At 72.0% G+C, this 20,128-nt stretch carries 8 protein-coding genes; all 8 read right to left on the bottom strand.

Going from position 1 to position 20,128, the window contains the following annotated elements; genetic code table 11:
* Nucleotides 1–14 precede the first annotated feature (14 nt).
* Complete coding sequence (locus tag ABEA26_RS23730) at nucleotides 15–1,715, bottom strand: ABC transporter transmembrane domain-containing protein (protein WP_345595296.1); 1,701 nt, start codon at nucleotides 1,713–1,715, stop codon at nucleotides 15–17.
* Nucleotides 1,702–12,618 carry a non-ribosomal peptide synthetase gene (locus ABEA26_RS23725; protein WP_345595294.1) on the bottom strand — a complete coding sequence of 3,639 codons (10,917 nt, stop codon included), beginning with the start codon at nucleotides 12,616–12,618 and terminating at the stop codon, nucleotides 1,702–1,704. The genes ABEA26_RS23730 and ABEA26_RS23725 overlap by 14 nt, the downstream gene beginning before the upstream one ends.
* Before the next feature lie 58 nt (nucleotides 12,619–12,676).
* The gene (locus ABEA26_RS23720; RefSeq protein ID WP_345595293.1) at nucleotides 12,677–14,467 is read right to left on the bottom strand and encodes an ABC transporter ATP-binding protein; all 1,791 of its coding nucleotides are present in this window, start codon (nucleotides 14,465–14,467) and stop codon (nucleotides 12,677–12,679) included.
* The gene (locus tag ABEA26_RS23715; protein ID WP_345595291.1) at nucleotides 14,464–15,522 is read right to left on the bottom strand and encodes an iron-siderophore ABC transporter substrate-binding protein; all 1,059 of its coding nucleotides are present in this window, start codon (nucleotides 15,520–15,522) and stop codon (nucleotides 14,464–14,466) included. Before ABEA26_RS23715 ends, ABEA26_RS23720 begins: the two co-directional genes overlap by 4 nt.
* Nucleotides 15,523–15,611: 89 nt before the next feature.
* The gene (locus tag ABEA26_RS23710) at nucleotides 15,612–16,472 is read right to left on the bottom strand and encodes an ABC transporter ATP-binding protein (protein WP_345595289.1); all 861 of its coding nucleotides are present in this window, start codon (nucleotides 16,470–16,472) and stop codon (nucleotides 15,612–15,614) included.
* 38 nt (nucleotides 16,473–16,510) lie between these two features.
* A complete protein-coding gene (locus tag ABEA26_RS23705) occupies nucleotides 16,511–17,599 on the bottom strand; it encodes a FecCD family ABC transporter permease (protein ID WP_425587888.1) in 1,089 nt (362 codons plus the stop codon).
* A 56-nt stretch (nucleotides 17,600–17,655) separates the two neighbouring features.
* Complete coding sequence (locus tag ABEA26_RS23700; protein ID WP_345595286.1) at nucleotides 17,656–18,714, bottom strand: FecCD family ABC transporter permease; 1,059 nt, start codon at nucleotides 18,712–18,714, stop codon at nucleotides 17,656–17,658.
* Between the two features lie 11 nt (nucleotides 18,715–18,725).
* Nucleotides 18,726–20,111, bottom strand: a complete 1,386-nt coding sequence (locus ABEA26_RS23695; protein ID WP_345595284.1) for a lysine N(6)-hydroxylase/L-ornithine N(5)-oxygenase family protein — start codon at nucleotides 20,109–20,111, stop codon at nucleotides 18,726–18,728.
* Nucleotides 20,112–20,128 lie beyond the last annotated feature (17 nt).

The following is a 20,128-nucleotide window of genomic DNA, read 5'->3' as shown; positions in this document are numbered from 1 at the left end:
CACCGACCCATCAGTCACCGGGCCACGGCCAGGCAGTAGGCCTCGTCGGTGGCGAGGAGGTTGCGGTGCGTGTCCTCGGCGGTGATGACGCCGTCGTCCAGGACGAGGACCCGGTCGGCGGCGTCCAGGAGGGCCGGGCTGCTGGTGATCACCAGGGTGGTGCGGCCCCGGCGCAGCTTCGCGATGTTGCGCGCGACGAGTTGTTCGGTGACCGCGTCGACGGCCGTCGTCGGATCGCGCAGGACGAGGACGTCGGCGTCGGCGGCCAGGGCACGGGCCAGGGACAGTCGTTGGCGCTGGCCACCGGAGAGGTTGGCGCCGCGGTCGCGTACGGCGTAGTCGAGTCCTTCGCGGTGCAGGGCGACGACGTCCGTCAGCATGGACGCCTCCACGGCCTCCGGGAGCATCCGGCTGGTGCCCGACGGGTCGATGTTCGTGCGGAGGGTGCCGGCGAAGATCTCCCCGTCGTACGGGTTCACCAGCAGGTGCTCGCGGGCCGCCTCGAACGACAGGTCCGCGAGGGCCCGGCCCCCGACCCGCACCACCCCCTCGTACGCGTGGGGCGGGACGTTCAGGGCCAGGACCGACGCGAGGTCGGCCGCCGCGCGCGGCTGGTAGGCGGCGATCGCCACGAGCTCGCCGGCCGTCACCCGGAACCGCACCTTGCGCAGGGCCCCGTGCCGGACGCAGTCGACTTCGAGGCCGCCGCCCTCGGCCGGCCGCTCCGGCCCCGGGGCCGTCATCGGCGGCGCGGTCAGGACCAGCGCCATCCGCTCGGCCGACGCGCGCGCGATCATCACGTACTTCGGCATCTCGGAGAAGAGCTTGAGCGGCTCCATGATGAACTGCGCCAGGCCCACGGCCATGACGAGTTCACCGATGTCGATCTGCCCGCCGAACGCCAGCCGGCCCGCCGTCAGGGTCACGGCGACGGCGAGGACCGCGTTGAGGGCCAGCGCGGTGCCCTCGTACACACCGTTCACCCTGGCGACCGTGACCGCTTGGCGCTTCGCCTCCGTGCTGACCCTCCGGTAGGACCGGAACGCCGCGTGGTTGCCTCCGAAACCGTGCAGCGGACGCAGGCCGGTGATCAGGTCGGCGACCTTCGCGCCCGCCCGTGCCACCCGGGCCTGCTGTTCGCGGGTGCTGGAGCCGATCCGTCTGGACATCACGCTCAGGACCGACAGGATCGCGACGGTTCCCACGATCACCAGCAGGCCGAGCCGGACGTCGGCCAGGCCCAGCGCGAGGGCCGCGATCACCACCGCGACCAGCGAGCTGATCAGCAACGGCACCACCTCGATGATGTCGGCGGTCTGATCGGCGTCCTCGGTGGCGATGGTCAGTACCTCGCCCGACTTGAGATCGACGTCCCGGGCCACCGGCTGGAGCCCGCAGGCCGCGACCCGCACCCGCCAGCGGTGAGCCTCGGTCGTGTTGGCGTCCTGCAGGACGCGCATACCGAACCGCCACGACAGCGACACGGTCGTGATGATCACGGCCAGCGCGGCGATCGAGACGCCGAGGGCCTCGGGACTCCGGTCGCGCATGGTGTGTTCGACGATCAGACCGAGGGCGATCGGGAAGGCGGTCTCACCGGCCTGGTACAGGCCCATGAGGACGGTGCCCCGGACCATGGCGCCGACGTTGCGGCGCAGGGCGGTGCGGAGGATGTCGGACCCCGGTCGGGGCCGCTGCGGGTCAGGAGTCGTCATCGAGATGGCGGGCAATCGCTTCCGGGGTTCGCAGGGTCAACAGATCGCGGATCGTGATCACAGGACCGTACTCCCGGCGGAGCAGTCCGGTCAGCCGCACCGCCGACATGGAGTGCCCTCCGAGGGAGACGAAGTCGCTCACCGCGCTCACCTCGTCGTCGTCCAGGTCCAGTGCCTCGGCGAAGAACTCGCACACCACGGTCTCGGTCCCGGTCCGCGGGCCCCGCTCCCCCGCCGTACTCAGCGCGCCCAGCGGCCTGGCCTCCGGCAGCGCCCCGGTGTCGGCCTTCCCGTTCACGGTCAGTGGGATGCCGTCGACCTGGGCGTAGTGCGTCGGGCGCAGGAAGTCCGGCAGGGCCGCGCCCACTTCGGCCGCGACCGCCGCCAGGTCGGCGCCGTCCAGCACGAGGTAGGCGGCCAGCCGGTACGCCCCCTCGACCCGCGGATCGGGCTGGGCCACCGCGGCTGCGAACCGCACCGCCGGATGCGCCGCGAACGCGGCCTCGACCTCGCCCGGTTCGACCCGGTGCCCTCTGATCTTGACCTGCCGGTCGGTGCGGCCCAGGTACGCCAGGTTCCCGTCGGGCCGCCGGACCACCAGGTCCCCGGTGCGGTACATGCGCCCGCCGGGTGCGCCGTACGGGCACGCGACGAAGCGGTGCGCGGTCTGCGCGGTCTGTCCGAGGTAGCCTCGCGCGATGCCGATGCCCGACACGTACAGCTCGCCGGGGACCCCGTCCGGCAGCGGCCTCAGCCACGGGTCCAGCACGTACACGTCCGTGTTGTCGATCGGGACGCCCACGACCGGGTCCTGGCACTCGAAGGTGCCGACTCCGAGGGTGTTGATGGTGTACTCGGTGGGGCCGTACAGGTTGTAGCCGGCCGTCCCCTCGGTGCCGGCGAGCCGCCGCCACAGCGCCGGGGTGACGGCCTCGCCGCCCAGCAGCACCAGCGCGGGCCGGTGTGCCGGGTCGTCGAGCAGTCCCCCGGCCACCAGTTGCCCCGCGTAGGTCGGGGTCACGTTGATCACGTCGATCCCGTGCGTAAGGCAGTACTCGACCAGGCGGGGCGCGTCACGGCGCAGCTCCTCGTCGCAGATGTGCACCTCGTGGCCGTCGGCGAGCCACAGCAGCTCCTCCCAGGACATGTCGAACGCGAACGACACGGTGTGCGCGATCCGGAAGGTCCGGTGGCCGTGCTCCGCCAGCACCGGTTCGAAGATCCGCCGCTGGTGGTTGACCAGCATGTTGGTGAGTCCGGCGTACTCGGTCACCACACCCTTGGGTTTCCCGGTCGATCCGGAGGTGTAGATCGTGTACGCGGGGTGCCGCAACCGGTCCGGGTCGCCCGGCGCGAACGTCACGAACGGCTCGGCCTCGGGCAGCGGGCGGTCCAGCTCGATCAGGTCGCCGGTCAGCCGGGGTGACACGGCGCTGACGGTGAGGGTCACGTCCGGGCGGGCGTCCGACAGGATCGCGGCGATCCGCTCGTCCGGGTGGTCCAGTTCCAGCGGCACGTAGGCGGCTCCGACGCGCAGTACGGCGAACAGCGCCACGATCGAGTCGAGGGAGCGCGGGAGCGCGAGGCCCACGTTCGTCTCGGGCCCGACGCCGCGTCGGGCCAGTACCCCCGCCACCGCGCGGCTGCGGTCGCGGAGCCCGGCGAAGGTCATGGTCGAGCCGTCGGCGACCAGCGCGACTCGCCCGGGATCGCGGTCCGCCGCCCGGTCGAAGCGGTCGACGACGGTGTCCGTGCCGATGTCGGCGCGTTCGGCGGGTCCGGGCTCGGGGCCCAGTCCCCGCAGTGTGCCCACCGGTCCGGTCGACCGGGCCAGGTCGTCGAGTACGCGCAGGTAGTCGTCGAGGAGGCGACGGGCGTTCCCGGTGTCGCCGTCCCGGTACTCCAGTTTGACGGTGAGCTGTTCGCCGGGTGTGACGACCCAGGTGAACGGGTAATGGGTGGAGTCGTCGGCCTGTACGGAGGTGATGCCGTGCCTGGCGTTCATCTCGGCGAAGGCGTCCGGATCGAGGAAGTTCTGCAGCACGAACAGGTTGTCGAACAAGGTGTCGTGCCCGCCGGCCCGCTGGATCTCGCCGAGCCCGAGGTGCTCGTGCTCCATGGCCTCGACCCTGGCCGCCTGTACGGCCGTCAGGTACGCGCGGACCGTGTCGTGGGGCCGTGCCCGCGTCCACACGGGCACGGTGTTGAGCAGTACGCCGACGACGCCGGAAAGGCCCTCTCCCTCGCGGCCGGAGACGGTCACACCGAACACGGCGTCGGCGCGGCCCGTGCGGGCGCCGAGGAGGAGGCCGAACGCTCCGGTCAGCACCGAGTTCAGCGTGACGCCGTGCGCCCCGGCCGCTTCCCTCAGCAGGTCCGACCGCGCGCCGGACAGCGTCTGGACGAGTGCGCGTGGCAGGTCGTCGGAGAGTGACGGCGCCGGTCCGGCGAGCAGGGTCGGGCCGGGGAGACCGGCCAGGTGGTCCGCCCAGAAGCGCTCCGATGCGGCCGGGTCCCTGGCGTCGAGGGCGCGGGCGTACTCCTCGAAGCCCGGCGTGGCCGCGACAGCCGCCGGCAGCGGCTCACCCGCGAGGGCGGTTCGACAGGTGTCGAAGAGGTCCCTCAGCACGATCTCGCGGGACCAGCCGTCCCAGAGCAGCAAGTGGTGGCTGAGGAGCAGGCCGTCGCGGTCGTCGGGGCGGCGCACCACGGTCATCCGGATGAGCGGTGGCTCAGCGGGGTCGAAACCCGTGGCGCGGTCCCGGGCGCGCAGGGCGTCGACTTCCGCGTCCGTCGCGAGGTCGACCGTGCGGACGTGGACCCGTCGGCCGGGGCCGAGGACCTGAACGGGGTTGCCGTGGTCGTCGGTGGTGAAGCCGGCGCCGGCGGCCGGGTGCCGTGCGATCACGTACGCCATTGCCTCGGACAACGCGTCGGTGTCCAGGCGGTGTTCGAAGGCGAAGTAGCTCTGCGCGACGTAGTGTCCGGCCGGGCCCGCCATCTGGGCCTGGAAGTACAGGCCCCGCTGGAGAGGGGTGACCGGTGCCGTGCGCTCGGCCGTCGCGGAGGCGTCCGCGACGCGTTCCAGCGCGCCGAGCCAGTACTCGGTGATCTCGTCGGGGATGCCCTCGGCGAGGGTGAAGGCGGCGTGCAGGCTTCCGGTGCCCGCGTCGGTCCACGCGTTGACCTCGACGGCGTACGGGCTGCCCTGGTCACCGCCGGCGAGGCGCGGTGCCTGGGACTCTCCGCCCCGGCCGAGGTAGTTGAACAGCACCTGGGGGCGGGCGGTCAGCAGCGGCGCCGTCTGCGGGTTGAGGTACCTGAGCCCGCCGTAGGCGACGTGCGCGCGCTCGTCCGGCTGGCGTTCGGCGATCTCGTGTGCCGCCGCGAGGGGATCGGTGTGCGGTGTGAGGCGTACGGGCGCGATGGAGGTGAACCAGCCGACCGTGCGGGTGTAGTCGTGGTGCCCGAGGACCGGGACCCGGCCGTGCCGCTCCAGCTCGATCGCGAGATCGGTGGGCGACGGCTGGACCCGGGTGAGCGCGGTGCGCAGCGCGCCGCACAGCAGCTCGGTGAGACCGACACCGAGTGCGGTGGGCGCGGTCCGCGTCACCTGTTCGGTCACTCCGGGCGGGAGCACGGCCGTGATCTCCCGCAGGGGGCCGGCCGAGGGCAGCGGCGCGGGTGCCTGGAGCGTGGTGATCCAGTGGTCGAGACCGTCGGCCGTGCGGGTGGCGTGGAGCGTCAGCGCTTCGGCGTACTCGGCGTAGGGCGTCGTCGGCGGTGCCAGGGGCATGCCGCGCATCACGGTGGCCAGGTCGTCCAGGAGGATCAGCCAGGACACCGAGTCGACGGCAAGGTGGTGCGCGGTGATCACAAGGGTCCTGCTCGTCTCCAGCCACGCGAACGCGACGACGTTCCCGGACTCGGGGTCGAGCCGCCCGGCGGCCTCGTTGGCCGTCGCCGTCGCGTCGGACGTGTCCGGTCGTACGACGGTGACCTCGCGGGCGGGTTCGGTGAGCAGGGTCCACACCCGGTGCTCGACGTGCAGCCGCAGGCGGAGGGCCGGGTGTGCGGCCACGACGGCCCGCGCGGCGCGTTCGGCGTCGGCGAATCCGGTGCCCTCGGGGGCCTGCAACACCCGGGCCTGGGCGAAGCGGGTGAGTGAGCCGCCCAGTTCGCGTTGGCGCAGGATGACGGGCGTCGGCGGCAGCGGGCCCGGCTCGCGGGGTTCGGCCGCGCGCCCCGCGGCCTGCGGGGCGCCGGACTCCGCGACGCCCCGACCCTCCAGGTGCTGGGCGAGCGCACGCGGTGTCCTGTGCAGGAACACGTCCCGCGGGGCGATGGCGAGGCCGAGCGCCCTGGCCCGGTTGACCACGGTGATGGCCACGATGCTGTCGCCGCCGGCCCTGAAGAAGTCGGTGTCACCGTCCACTTCGGAGCCGGCCAGGGTCTCGGCGAAGATGCCGGCGATCGCGGCGAGTACGTCGTCGGCCGGGGCCACCGAAGTGGTGTCGTGCGCCGCCCGTTCGGTCAGGGCCCGGCGGTCCAGCTTGCCGTTGACCGTCAGCGGCAGCGCGTCGAGCGCGCGCACCCGGCCGGGCACCATGTGGGCCGGCAGCTTCGTGGAGAGCCGCTCGGCGAGGTCGTCGGGCACCTGGCCGACGACGTGCGCGACGAGGTGGTCGCCGGTGCCGGCCACGGTGACGGCCACGTCCACGACACCGTCGAGTGCCCTGATCACGGACTCCACCTCGCCGAGTTCGATACGGAAACCCTTGAGCTGTACCTGGTCGTCGGCGCGTCCGGTGAACTCCAGCTCGCCGTCGAGTGTGCGGCGGGCCAGGTCGCCCGTGTGGTACATGCGGGAGCCGTCGTTCGCGAACGGGTCCGCCACGAAGCGGCCCGCAGTGAGCCCCGGCCGGCCCAGGTAGCCGAGCGACACCTGGTCGCCGGCGACGTAGACGGCGCCCACCCGGCCCGGGGGCACCGGTCGGAGCCGGTCGTCGAGGAGGTGGGTGACCAGGCCGGGAAGCGGGCCGCCGAGGGGACTGGTGGTGTCGCCGGCACCGAAGTCCTCGTCGGTCAGCACCCGGTGGGTGACGTGGACGGTGGTCTCGGTGATGCCGTACATGTTGACCAGCTCGGGCGAACCGGTGCCGTGCCGCCCGACCCAGTCGCGCAGCCGGCCGAGGTCCAGCGCCTCGCCGCCGAAGATGATCCGGCGCAGTGCGGGGAGCGGCCGGCCTGCCCGCCGGTCGGCCTCGGCGAACTGGTGGAACGCCGAAGGGGTCTGGTTGAGCACGGTCACCCCGCGTTCGCGGACAAACCGATGGAAGTCGGCCGGGGAGCGGGTCAGCCCGTACTCGGGGACCAGCAGCTCACCGCCGTGCGCCAGCGCGCCCCACAGCTCCCAGACCGCGAAGTCGAAGGAGAAGGAGTGGAACTGGACCCAGATGTCGTCCGGGCCGAAGTCCATGTCCTGTCGGGTGTTGGCGAGCAGCGTCACAACGGCGGCGTGCGGAACGACGACGCCCTTGGGCCTGCCGGTCGATCCGGACGTGTAGATCACGTACGCGGGGTCGTGGTGGCCGGCTCCCGGCCCCGGAGCAACAGTGGGGGCCGAAGGCGGCTCTTCTCCCCGTACCAGCATGCGGGCCGCCGGCACGCCCGCCCGGGCCAGCAGCCGGGTGAAGCGGTCGCGCTGGTCCGGGGCCACGAGGACGACCTGCGGCGCGGCGTCGGCGAGGATGTACTCCAGTCGCTCGTCGGGGTACGCGGGGTCCAGCGGCACGTACGCGCCTCCCGCGCCGACGACTGCGACCAGGGCGACGACCTGCTCGACGGAGCGGGATACCGCGACGGCGACCCGCCGGCCCGGCCCGACGTCGGCCGTGCGCAGGGCCGAGGCCAGCCTCTCCTTCGCGGCTGCCAGTTCGCCGTAGGTCAGGGACCGGGTGCCGCCGTCCAGTCCGCACTGGGTGACGGCGGTGGCGGTCGGGTCCCGGCGCGCGGCGGCGTCGAACAGTCCGCCCAGGGTCGTCGGGGTGATCGGCGCGGGGCGCCGGGTCCCCTCCGACGCCAGGGTGCCGATGGGGGTGTCCGGGCGGGTGAGCAGGGCGGTGAGGGTCCGGGTGAACGTGTCCAGGATCCGCCGGGCGCCCGACTCCCGCAGCAGCTCTCCGTCGTGGACGAGGTTGAAGCGGGGGCGGCCGTCGGGCGTGCGCTCGACGACCAGCGTCAACGGGTAGTGCGGGGCGCCCTCGTTCACGATGCCGGTGACGACCAGGGTGTCGCCGGGCCGCCGCACATCGGCCACGTCGGCCGCCACGTCGAACACCACCAGGGTGTCGAACAGTGAACCGGCGCCGGCCTGGCGGACGATCCGTGCCAGGGAGACGTGCTGGTGCGGCAGCACCGCGCTCTGGTGCGCCCCGACCGAGGCCAGCAGGTCGCGTGCGCTGGTGTCACCGCGCCAACGGACACGTACGGGGATCGTGTTGATGAACAGGCCGACCATGTCCTCGATGCCGGGGAGGTCCACGTCACGTCCGGAGACCGTGGATCCGAACACCACGTCCGTCCCGTGCAGGATGCCGCCCAGCGTCACCGCCCAGGCGCTGTGCACGGCCACGCTCAGGGGCACGCCGGCCGACCGCGCGGCCGTGTCGAGGTCCCCTTCCGGCTCCACCGCGGTGTCGGCGAACCGGTCGGAGGGGGTGTGGCCCTGGGCGACCAGGGAGGGGCCGGGCAGCTCGGCGAGCTGGTCTCGCCACACCCGGTCGCTCGCGGCGTCGTCGCGTCCGGCGAGGAGGCGTACGTAGTCTGGGAAGCCGCCGAGCGGGTACCCGGTGCCCGGCGCGTGGTACTCGGCCAGCAGTGTGCGCAGCATCGGCGGCACCGACCAGCCGTCGGCGATGATGTGGTGCACGGTCTGCACCAGGACGTTTCGGCCCGCGCCCCCTCGGATCAGCGTGTACCGCGTCAGCGGGCCGGTGGCCAGGTCGAACCCGCTGCGGCGGTCCCGCTCGGCGTGGGCCCTGATCTCGTCGTCGGTGATGCCGGGGCGGTCCAGCGTGGTGAAGGGCGCCTCCACGCCGTTCTCCAGCACGGAGACCACGCGGCCGTCGGCGAGGGCCACGAAGCGCGCTGCCAGGTTGGGGTGGAGCGTGAGCAGGCGGGTGGCCGCCGCCGCGAGCCGGCCGGCGTCGACCTCGCCGTCCAGGGTCAGCAGCTGCTGCTCGACGTAGCTCCCCGTCGAGTCGTCGTCGTAGACCGAGTGGAAGTACAGGCCCTCCTGCAGCGGGGTGAGCGGCAGGATGTCCCGCAGCGCGGGGCCGTCCAGGGCGTCGACGTCGGCCTGGGTGAGCGGGACCGGCGCGAAGTCGCTGGGCGAGTGGCCGCCCGTCTCCAGCTCGGCCAGTCCTGCGAGGGCCGCGCGGTAGTAGGACTCGATCGTCGTGATGTCCTTCTCGGTGAACATGCCGTCGGGCCAGGAGATGGTGGTGACCAGTTCGTGGGCGCCGGTGGCCGGGACGGGTTCGGCGATCGCGTTGAACTCCAGGGCGCGCGGCAGGCGCATCCTCGGGTCGCGCCTTTCGCCCAGCTGCCCGGCCGGGTGCGCGAGTTGCCAGTCCTCGCCGACGCCCGCGTCGAAGCGGCCCAGATAGTTGAAGAGCACCTGGGGTGCGGGCGCGTCGAAGTCGGTGCGGGCCAGGTAGCGCAGGGCGCCGTAGGAGACCCCGTTGTCCGGGATCCCGGCGAGGTCTTCCTTGACCGCCTTGAGCGCCGCGGTCAGGTACTCGGGCGCGGTGGGGTCGAGGGCCGCGCCGGGGTCCACGGTCACCGGGAACAGGGTGGTGAACCAACCCACGGTCCGCGACAGTTCCGGCTCGAAGCCGGCCGACGGTGCCACGAACCGGCCCTCACGGCCGTGGCCCTCGAGCTCGATGTACGCGAAGGACTGCTCCTGGCCGAGGTCGCGGCGCCATCGGGCGAGGGCGACGGCGAGTGCGGTCAGCAGCACGTCGTTGACGCCCGCGTGGAACTTCGCAGGTACCTCGCCCAGCAGCACGGCCGTGCCCTCCGCGCCGACCGAGACGGTCCGCACCCGCTCCCGCTCGACGGTGTCGGCCTCGGTCGGCGCGCGCCCGCCCAGCGGCTCGTCCGCTCCCGGCAGGGGGCGCCGGTAGCAGGCGCTGTCCGCGTCGAAGGCCGCGCGCTCCAGCAACTGCGTCCAGCGCCTGAACGAGGTTCCCGTCGGGGGCAGTTCGACCGGGGTTCCCGAGGCGGTCTGCCGCCATGCCGTGGCCAGGTCCTCCATCAGTACCCGCCAGGACACGCCGTCGATCACCACGTGGTGGACGACGATGACCAGCTGCCGTGCCTCGCGGCGCCAGACGGCACGCAGCATCACGCCGTCCGCCGGATCCAGCCGGCCGGTGGCGAGGGCGACGCACTCGTCGAGCGGCCCGTCGCTCCCCTGCCAGTACGGACCCGCCTCGCCCGCCTCCGGGACGTCGAAGCTCCAGCGGTCGCCGCGCACCAGCCTGGCACGCAGCATGGGGTGCTGCCGGACCACGGCGGTGAGGATGCCGTCGAGGGCACCGGGGGTCAGGTCCGCCGGGGTTCTCAGTACCACCGACTGCACGAATCCGTCGATCGCGTCCGTGGTCTCACCGAGCCACTGCACGACGGGCGGTCCCACGACCGGGCCGTACGCGACGTCGCGGTGATCCACGGTGGCGGTGTCCGCACGGCTCGCCACGGCGGCCAGCGCCCCCAGGGTGCGGTGACCGAAGATCTGCTGTGCCGTGATGTGGAGTCCCGCGTTCCGCAGTGCGCCCAGGAGTGAGATCGCCAGAATGCTGTCTCCGCCGAGCTGGAAGAAGTCCTGGTCGACACCGGGCTCGTCCAGCCGCAGCAGCGCCGCGACCACCGAACACACGACGCGCTCGTTCTCGGTGGCGGGTGGAACGGCCGCGGCTGTCCCGATCACGGGCTCCGGCAGCGCCTCGCGGTCGAGCTTGCCGTTCGCGGTGAGCGGGAACTCCCTCAGCACCACGATGTGGGCGGGCACCATGTACTCCACCATGTGCTCGTCGGCCCACGCCCTGACGTCGGTCGCCCGCAGACCGTCGTTCCCGGTGGACGGGACGACGTAACCGACCAGGTGGGTGCCGCCGGCCGCGTTCTTCCTCGCGACGACGCAAGTGTGCCGTACCCCCGGGTGCTCGGCGAGGCCGGCTTCGACGTCCTCGGTCTCCAGGCGCATCCCGCGGATCTTGACCTGGTTGTCGGCGCGGCCCAGGAAGTCCAGCGAACCGTCGGGGGCGAAGCGGGCGAGGTCACCGGTCCGGTAGAGCCGGGAGCCGTCGTCCGCGAAGGGGTTCGCCACGAACCGGGACGCCGTCAGGCCGGGCGCGTTCACGTATCCGCGTCCCAGGAGGAGGCCTCCGACGTACAGTTCGCCGCCGACGCCGACCGGTACCGGGCGCAGCTCGTCGTCCAGTACGTACAACTGCGTGTTGGGGTTGGCCTTGCCGATCGACGTCGACAGGCGTTCGGCCGCGCCCCGGTAGACGACGTGCGAGACACCGATCGTCGTCTCGGCGGGGCCGTAGCCGTGGTACATGGGGATGTCGAGCCGGGTGCGGAACCTTTCGTACAGCTCCGGCGTCAGGACCTCGCCGCCGCACCACACGTGCCGGAGGCTGTCGAGGCGTCTGGAGTCGCCGGCCATCTCCAGCAGCACGTCCAGCATGGACGACACCAGGTAGGTGAAGGTGACGCGCTGCTCGGCGATCACGCTCAGCAGGTGGTGCGGGTCCCGTTCGCCGCCGGGCCTCAGGACCACGAGCCTCGCGCCGGACACCAGCGGGAGGAAGATTTCGTTGATGGAGATGTCGAAGGACAGCGGAGCCTTGAACAGTGACGCGTCGTCGTGGCCGAAGCCCAGGATCTCGTGCACCTGCCACAGCAGGCGCTCGCTGATCGCCTCGTGCCGGATCATCGCGCCCTTGGGCCGCCCGGTCGAACCGGACGTGAAGATCACGTAGGCCAGCGCGCCGTCGGGGACGGTGACTTCGGTGCCCTCGGCGGGGTGGGATCCGAACCGCCAGTCGCCGAGGTCCACGGCCACGGCTTCCGGTTCGCCCTCGGCGTGCTCGCCCGAGGCGTTGAGCTGCACCACGACCCGGGCGTCCGCGATGACGGCGGCCCGGCGCGCGGCGGGCCAGTGCGGGTCGAGCGGCACGAACGCGCAGCCGGCCTGGAGCACGCCGAGCAGCCCGATCACCATGTCGGCGGAGCGTTCCAGACGGACACCGACGACCTGTTCGGCGGTGAGTCCGCGTCCGACGAGGTGATGGGCCAGCTGGGAGGCGCGTTCGGCCGTCTCACGGTAGGTCAGCGTCCGGTGCTCGTCGACGACGGCGACCGCGTCCGGTCTGGCCCGCGCCTGCTCGCGGAACATCTCCACGAGGGTCGGGCGGACACGGTCGGCCCCGGTGTCGTTCCACTGGGCCAGTTCCCGCCGCCGCGCCGCCGCGCTGGACGGGCCGATGGTGCCGATGGGCCGGTCCGGGAAGTCGGCCAGGTCGTCCAGCGCGCGTCGCGCGTCGTCCGGTACGACGTCCGCCGGAAGGATGATGGTCCGGCCGTCCGTCCCGGTCTCCCAGCCGCCCGCCCCCGAGCCGCCGTTGTCGGCCCATGCGAGGACGTCGGCGAACGGGGTCGCGGAGGTGAGGCCGATGCCGTCCGGGCTCCGGCCCGTCGCCCAGTACGACAGCCCGAGGGCGCAGGCTTCGGTGATGGTCCGGTCGGAGAAGTCGCCGGTGCGGTGGCGTATGCCGGTCAGGTGCGCGGAAGAAAGCTGAACGAGACGAGCGGTCGGTTCCGTCATCGAAGACTCAACGCCCCTTCCAGAGGAGTGAAGGCAGGCTAGCCTAACTTAGGCATGCCTAACTACCCTCTCGCCAGGCCCGCCACAGCCGCGCGTACCGGCCGCCCAGAGCCACCAGCTCCCCGTGCGTTCCCTGCTCCACGACGCGTCCCGCCTCCAGGACGGCGATGCGGTCCGCGGCCATCGCCTGGGTCAGCCGGTGTGCCACGAACAACGTGGTCCGGCCCGAACAGGCGGCCAGCACGGCCCGTTCCAGCTCGGCGGCGCCCTCACTGCCCGCCTCGGCGGTCGACTCGTCCAGGACCACCACCGGCGCCCGGCTCAGTACCAGCCGGGCGAGGGCGATCTGGGCGACCTTGGTGACGTCGAGGCGCTCGCCGCCTTCGCCGACCGCGGTGTCCGGCCCGTCGGGCAGTGCCTCGACCCACGCGTCGGCGCCCACCGTGCGCAGGGCGTCCATGAGTTCGGCGTCGGTCGCTCGTGGCGCGGCCAGTCGCAGGTCGTCGGCGAGCGGACCGGAGAACACGTGCGTCTCCTGGGTCAGGATGCTCACCAGGGCCCGCGCCCCGGCCTCGTCCACACCGGCGAGATCGGTCGGCCCGACGCGCACCGTCCCGGCCTGCGGGGTGCCGATGCCAGCGATCAGCGCCGCCAGGGTCGTCTTGCCCGCGCCCGTCGCCCCCACCAGGGCGAGCGAGCCTCCCGCCGGGATCGTCAGGCTGACGTCCCTCAGGACCGGCTCCTCGGCGCCGGGGTAGGTGTACGTCAGCCCTTCCACCGTCACCGGGTAGGGGATGGCCCCGTCCGCCACCGCGACCGACGCGTCGCCCACCAGCCGGTCCTCCGCCTTCTCCCCCAGCACCCCGACCAGCCGGGTCAGACTCGCTCCCGACTTCTGCGCTTCGTCGAAGGTGAACATGATGGCGCCCAGCGGGGTGAACAGCCGGTGGAACAGCAGCGGGGCCGCCGACACCTCGCCCAGGCTGGCGGCGTCGGCCTCCAGGAGGGCGTACCCCACCACGATGATCAGGGTCAGCCCGATGAACTCGGCGCGGTTCTCCCTGCCGACGAACCTCCCGAAGAACCGGAACACCTCGATACCGAGATCGCGCACCCGCCAGGACTCGGCGGTGACCTTCTGGCGGAAGGCGTCCTCGAGGCGGTACGCCCGGACCGTGTCGATCCCGTTCAGACCGCTTATCAGGGCCTGCGCCCGGTCCGCCTGGGCCACCCGCTGCTTCCGGTAGAGCGGGGCGGACCGGGGGAGGTACCAGCGCAGGGCCAGCGCGTACGCGGGCAGCGCGCCGGCGCCCGCCAGGCCGATTCGCCAGTCCAGTCCGAACATGCCGGCCGTGGCGATGGCGACCAGCACGCCCGCCGAGAACACCGTGGGGACGGCCGTCCGGATGCCCTTGGAGAGCACGGCGACGTCGTCACCGACCCTGGACAGCACGTCTCCCCGGCCGACCTGCTCGATCCGGGTGCTGGGCATGCCGAGCACGGCCCGGACGGCGCCTTCCCGCAACCGCGCGAGCAGATCGGCGCCCAACCGCCCGATCAGGTAGGTCGACACCGCGGTGGCCGCCGCGCCGAGCAGCGCCGCGGCCACCATGAGGGCCCCGATCGTCACGAGAACCGACTGCGATTCGCCTTCGACCACCGCGTCGACCACCCGGCCGAGCAGCAGCACCGGGAGCACCTGGAGCGCCGCCCCGGCCACCGTGGTGAGTACGGTGGCGCCCGTCAGCCACGGCACCTCGCGGCAGTGCTCCGCGATCCACCGGGTGGCCTCGCGTCCGGTCGCCGTACGCAGCGTCGCCGGGGCGACGCGTGTGTCGGTCCCGCTCACCCCTGCCCGACCGACTTGACGAGCTCGTCGATCGCGTACGGCATGGACAGCAGGGTGCCCTGGGAGATGGCCGCGCCGACCGCCGGGCCCTCGCTGTCCAGCAGGTACGACACCTTGCCGTTCTTCACGGCGTCCAGGTTGGTGAACAGCTCGAACTTCTTCAGCGCGTCCTGGTCGGCCCGGTCGTTGATGACGAAGATCCGGTCGACGTCGACGAGGTCGACGCGTTCGGGCGAGAGCTTCGTGTAGAAGGTGCCGTCCGCGACCTCGTCGATCTCGCTCTGGTAGGTGAAGCCGAGGCCCGTCACCAGCCGTCCGCGCACGTCGGTGGAGGTGAAGGGCGCCACCGAGTCCTCGTACCAGGACAGGACGACGGCGGTCCGGCCCGCCAGCTCGGGGTGCGCCTTCTTGGCCGCGTCGAGTTTGCCCTGGATGTCCGCCACCATCCTCTCGCCCTCCTCGGCCTTGCCGAGCGCCTTGGCGATGTGGAGCGCGTTGTCCTGCCACGGTGCGCTGAACGGCTCCTTCTCGGCCTTGGTACGGCCCACCGTGGGAGCGATCCTGGAGAGCTTGTCGTAGGCGGCCTGGTCGATCTCGGAGTACACCGCGATGATCAGATCCGGCCGAAGGGCGGCGATCTTCTCGAAGTTGGGGCCGGAGTCGCCGTTCTTCATGACGACCTCGGGCTCGGTGTCACCCCACTTGTCCTTCACCCAGGGCCACTGCGTGTTGATGTCGGGGCTCTGACCCGCCGGGTTCGGGTACTGGTCGACCATGCCGACCGGCTTGACGCCGAACGCCAGGATGGTCTGGTCGTCCGTGTAGCCGACGGAGACGACCCGCTCGGGAGCCTCGGCGACCTCCGTGGTTCCGAACGCGTGCTCCACTGTGACCGGGAAGGCGCCGGCGGCAGCAGGGGAGCCGTCGCCCGCCTGGTCCGCCGAGTCGTTCGAGTCGGAACCGCACCCCGCGAGGAGGCCGACGCCGAGTGCGGCGGCGGACAGTGCCGCCGCCAACCGCCGCCGGGGCTTCGTACGCGTCGTTCTGAGGAGCATCCAGGGATCCCTTGCTGTCGCGCCGTCCACTGCGTCCCGCCCGAGGGCGGCAAACCTTACCGCACTCGGGTGAGGTTAGCCTACCCTCACTACTTCAACTCTGGCGCATCTCGGCCGACTTCGGAGTGAGCACGCCCGATGGGCACGATGAGCGGCCGGTCGCCCACCGGGTCGTCGATCACCTTGGCGCGCAGTCCGAAGGCTTCGCGCAGCAGGTCGGCGGTGATCACGTCACACGGGTGGCCCTGCGCGAGGACCACCCCCTCCCGCATCACTACGAGGTTGTCGCTGTAGCGCGTGGCCAGGTTGAGGTCGTGCAGCACCATGACCACGGTGCACCCCGACTCGTGCAGGTCGTCCACCAGGTCGAGCACGTCGATCGCGTGCGCCAGGTCGAGGTAGGTGGTCGGCTCGTCCAGCAGCAGCAGGTCGGTTCCCTGAGCGAGGGTCATCGAGATCCAGACGCGCTGACGCTGGCCGCCGGAGAGCGAGTCCACCGGGCGGTCGGCGAGGTCGAGGACACCGGTCATGGCCAGCGCGCGCTCCACGACGGCGACGTCGTCCGACGACCACTGCCGCAGCCAGCTCTGGTGCGGATGGCGCCCCCTGGCGACCAGGTCGGACACCGTCAGCCCGTCCGGCGCGACCGGCGCCTGGGGCAGCAGGCCGAGCCTCTTCGCCACGTCCCTGGTCCTGAGCGTGACGATGTCCTCGCCGTCCAGCACGACCGTCCCCCTGGCCGGCTTGAGCAGCCGCGACAGCGTCCGCAGCAGGGTCGACTTCCCGCAGCCGTTGGGGCCGATGATCGTGGTGATCACCCCGGACGGGATGGCCACGTCGAGATCGTCGATGACGGTCCGGGCGCCGTACCCGACCGTGACTCCCCTGGCCGCCAGCCGTGAGGCGCCGTCGGCTCCGGGCTCGGTCGCGGTGATGGACTGAACGACCACAAGGCCCCCTTGTTTAGGCTCGCCTTACTTTGTACCAGCTACCCGCGGTTGGCCCGCACCAGCAGATAGACGAGGAAGGGGCCGCCGATCGCGGCGGTGACCACCCCGACCGGGAGGGAGACCGGCAGTGCCGTGCGCGCGACCAGGTCCGAGCCGATCAGCAGCAAGGCCCCCACCATGCCGGAAGCCATCAACGGCGGCGTCGGGCACCTCGCCAGACGCATCGCCACCTGCGGCGCCACCAGGGCGACGAACGGGACCGGGCCGGCCGCGCTCACCGCCACGCCGGCGAGCAGCACCGCGCACAGCAGGAGGACCGCCCGCACCATCGAGTACCGGACGCCGAGACCCGCGGCGACCTCGTCGCCGAAATGCATCGGTTTGAACTGGAACGCGACGCACGACACGACGACCAGCAGGACGAGCGTGCCCCACAGGGCCACCCAGACCTCGTTCCAGCTCCGGTTGTCCAGCGAGCCGACCAGCCACGCCTGGGCCCGGGCCACGTCCCTGATGTCGGCCGTGACCAGCAGCCAGGTCGTGATCGCCTGCATCATGGCGCTCACCGAGATCCCGATGAGGATGAGTCGGAAGCCGTCGATTCCCCGGCGCCACGCCAGGAAGTACACCAGCAGCCCGGTGCCCAGACCGCCCGCGAGCGCCGCCGAGGACAGGCCCACCGTGCTGACGATCGCCGCGGCGGTGCCGCCGGACACCGTCACCAGGAACACCGCCACCGCACTGGCACCGTTGGTGATGCCCAGGATGTCCGGGCTGGCCAGCGGATTGCGCGCGATGGACTGCGTGAGCGCGCCGGAGACTCCGAGCGCGATGCCCACGACGAGGCCGGCGAGGGCGCGGGGCATCCGCAGGTCCATGATCACGAACTCGTCGACCTGCTCACCCTGTCCGAAGACGGTGGCGACCACCCGGGGCAGGCTGATGGGGAAGTCCCCGACGCCGATGGACAGGCAGAACAGCAGGAAGGCCGCCGCCGTCAGCAGCAGGGTGACGCAGGCGATCCAGGGCCGCCATACGAACGACACGTGCCCGAACCGCACTCCGGGCGCCAGGGCCGGCTTCACCCCGGTCTCATCCGCCGTCACGCCCACACTGTCCGGCCGCACACCCGCCCCGTCCCCCGTCACGTCCGCTCCGTCCGGCCGCACACCCGCCCCGCCGCTCACGCGTTCCTGAACTTCCCGCGCCACACCAGGGCCGCGAAGAACGGTGCGCCGAGGAGAGCGACGAGGACACCCGCGTCCAGCTCCCCCGGCCGCACCACCAGGCGCCCCACGATGTCGCAGACCAGCAGGACGACGGCTCCGAGCAGCCCCGCGTACGGCACCAGCCAGCGGTAGTCCGGCCCGGTCAGGTACCGGGCCACGTGGGCCACCATGAGACCGATGAACGCGATGGGGCCGCACGCCGCCGTCGCCGCGCCCGCCAGCAGGGTGATGGCGACGATGCCGACGGTCCGGGTCAGCGCGATGTTCACCCCCATGCCCCGTGCCACGTCGTCGCCCAGGTTGAGCAGGTTGACGGCGGGCAACGTGGTCAGTGCCAGAACCAGCCCGACCACGATGAACGCGGTCACCGGCCAGATGACGTCGAACCCGACACCGGCCACCGAACCCGCGTTCCAGAAGCGCAGCGCGTTCAGCGAGGCCTTGTCCGTCAGCGCGACCGCCGTGGTCATCGCCGCGAGGAACACGGTGACACCCTGCCCGGCCAGCGCGAGCGTCAAGGGGTTGCCGGCGCCCCGGCCGATGCTCGAAAGCCCGAACACGACGACACCGGCGACCGCCGCGCCCAGGAAGCCGAACCAGACGTACTGGAACGGGCTGGTGAACCCGAACAGGGCGATCCCCGTCACCACGGCGAAGGAGGCGCCGGAGTTCACCCCCAGCAGCCCCGTGTCGGCGATCGGATTGCGTGTGTACCCCTGGATCAGCGCTCCGCCTGCCCCCAGGGCGATGCCCGCCACGATCGCGAGCACCGTGCGGGGCACCCGCACGGTGCGCACGATGAGTCTGATCTCGGTGAGGCGCTGGTCGGGGTCCGGCGCCGCGAACAGCCCGTGCCACACCTCGACGGGACTCAACGCGCGCGCGCCGACGGCCAGCGACGCCGCTCCCGCGACCACGAGTACCACCGCGAGTACACCCAGCCCCACAACCCGCCGTCGGCGGGCCTCTGTTGCGCCCCCGGACGTGGCGCGTCCAACCGCAGTCGTGGTCATGGCGACGTACACTAACGGGCGGTCGTGCCGGCTCCGTCGGCAACCGTCCGGACAGCGTCGAACGCGGACTTGAGGCCGCGTTCGACCAGCGATTCCAGGATCTCCCCGACCCTGATGGCGGTGTTGGACAGCAGGGACGACGTGATGCCGTGGGTGTGCTCCGTGCCACCCTGCAGGTAGATGCCGCAGCGCAGCCCGGAGTCGGTGGCGACGCGGTAGTCGCGCTCGACGCGGACGCGGCCCTCGTCGTCGCGCAGGCAGCGGTCCGCGACCTCGCCGAGCAGGCCGAGGGGGTCGGCGGGGCCGTAGCCGGTCGCGAAGACCACGACGTCCGCGTCCAGAAGGGTCTCCTCGCCGCTGACCAGCGACTTCACAGTGGCGCGGACCTTGTCCGGCGTCTCCTTGACGTCGGTGAGCCGGGACACGTTGAGGAAACGCAGCCGCTCGGTGCCGAGCACCTTCTCCTGGTACATCTGCCGGTACAGGTCGTCGATCAGGTCGATGTCCACCACGGAGTAGTTGGTGTTGCCGTGGTAGTCCATCAGCCGGCGTTTCACGCTGCCGGGCGCGGTGAAGTAGTCGTCGACGGCGGCGGGGTCGAAGATCCGGTTGGCGAAGCCGCTGTCGTCGGCGGGGCTGTAGCCGTAGCGGCTGAAGACGGCGCAGACCTCGGCCCCGGGGAAGCGGCGGTGCAGGTAGGCGACGTTCTCGGCGGCGCTCTGGCCCGCGCCCACGACGACGAAGCGGGACGGTGAGGTGCCCTCCAGTCCGTCGATCCTCGCCAGCAGTTCGGAGTTGTGCCAGACGCGGTCGCCGCGCTCCACGCCCTCCGGCACGAGGGGACGCAGCCCGGTGCCGATGACGAGGTTGCGCGCCCGGTGGACTTCGAGGCCCTCCCCCGAACGGACCGTCACCTCCAGGTGCTCCACGGCGCCGTCACGAAGGACGGGCGCGACACCGACGGCCTCGTGACCGTAGGAGACCAGGTCGTCGACCTGGGCGGCGGCCCACTCGAAGTAGTCGTGGAACTCCACCCGCAGCGGGAAGAGGCTCTTGTGATTGATGAAGTCGATCAGCCGTCCCCTGCTCTGCAGGTAGCAGAGGAAGCTGAACTCACTGGCCGGGTTACGGAGTGTCACCAGGTCCTTCAGGAAGGACACCTGCATGGTCGCGTCGTCGATCAGCATCCCGCGGTGCCAGCCGAAGCACGGCTGCCGCTCGAAGAAGCGAGCGGTGATCGCGTCCGGCCCGCCGGCGTGCGCGTTGTGCTCGCTCAGCGCGATCGCCATGGCGACATTGGACGGCCCGAAGCCGATGCCGATGAGGTCGTGAACCAGTGTGGGGCCGTCAGGTGGGGGTCCATCGGGTGGGGGGCCATCGGAGAGAACCTGTGACATGTCACTCCCATCGTGCG

Source organism: Streptomyces marokkonensis, from assembly GCF_039539045.1.
Lineage (GTDB): Bacteria > Actinomycetota > Actinomycetes > Streptomycetales > Streptomycetaceae > Streptomyces > Streptomyces marokkonensis.
The sequence above is the reverse complement of the archived record's forward strand: the minus strand, read 5'-3'. Positions and strand labels throughout refer to the sequence as shown.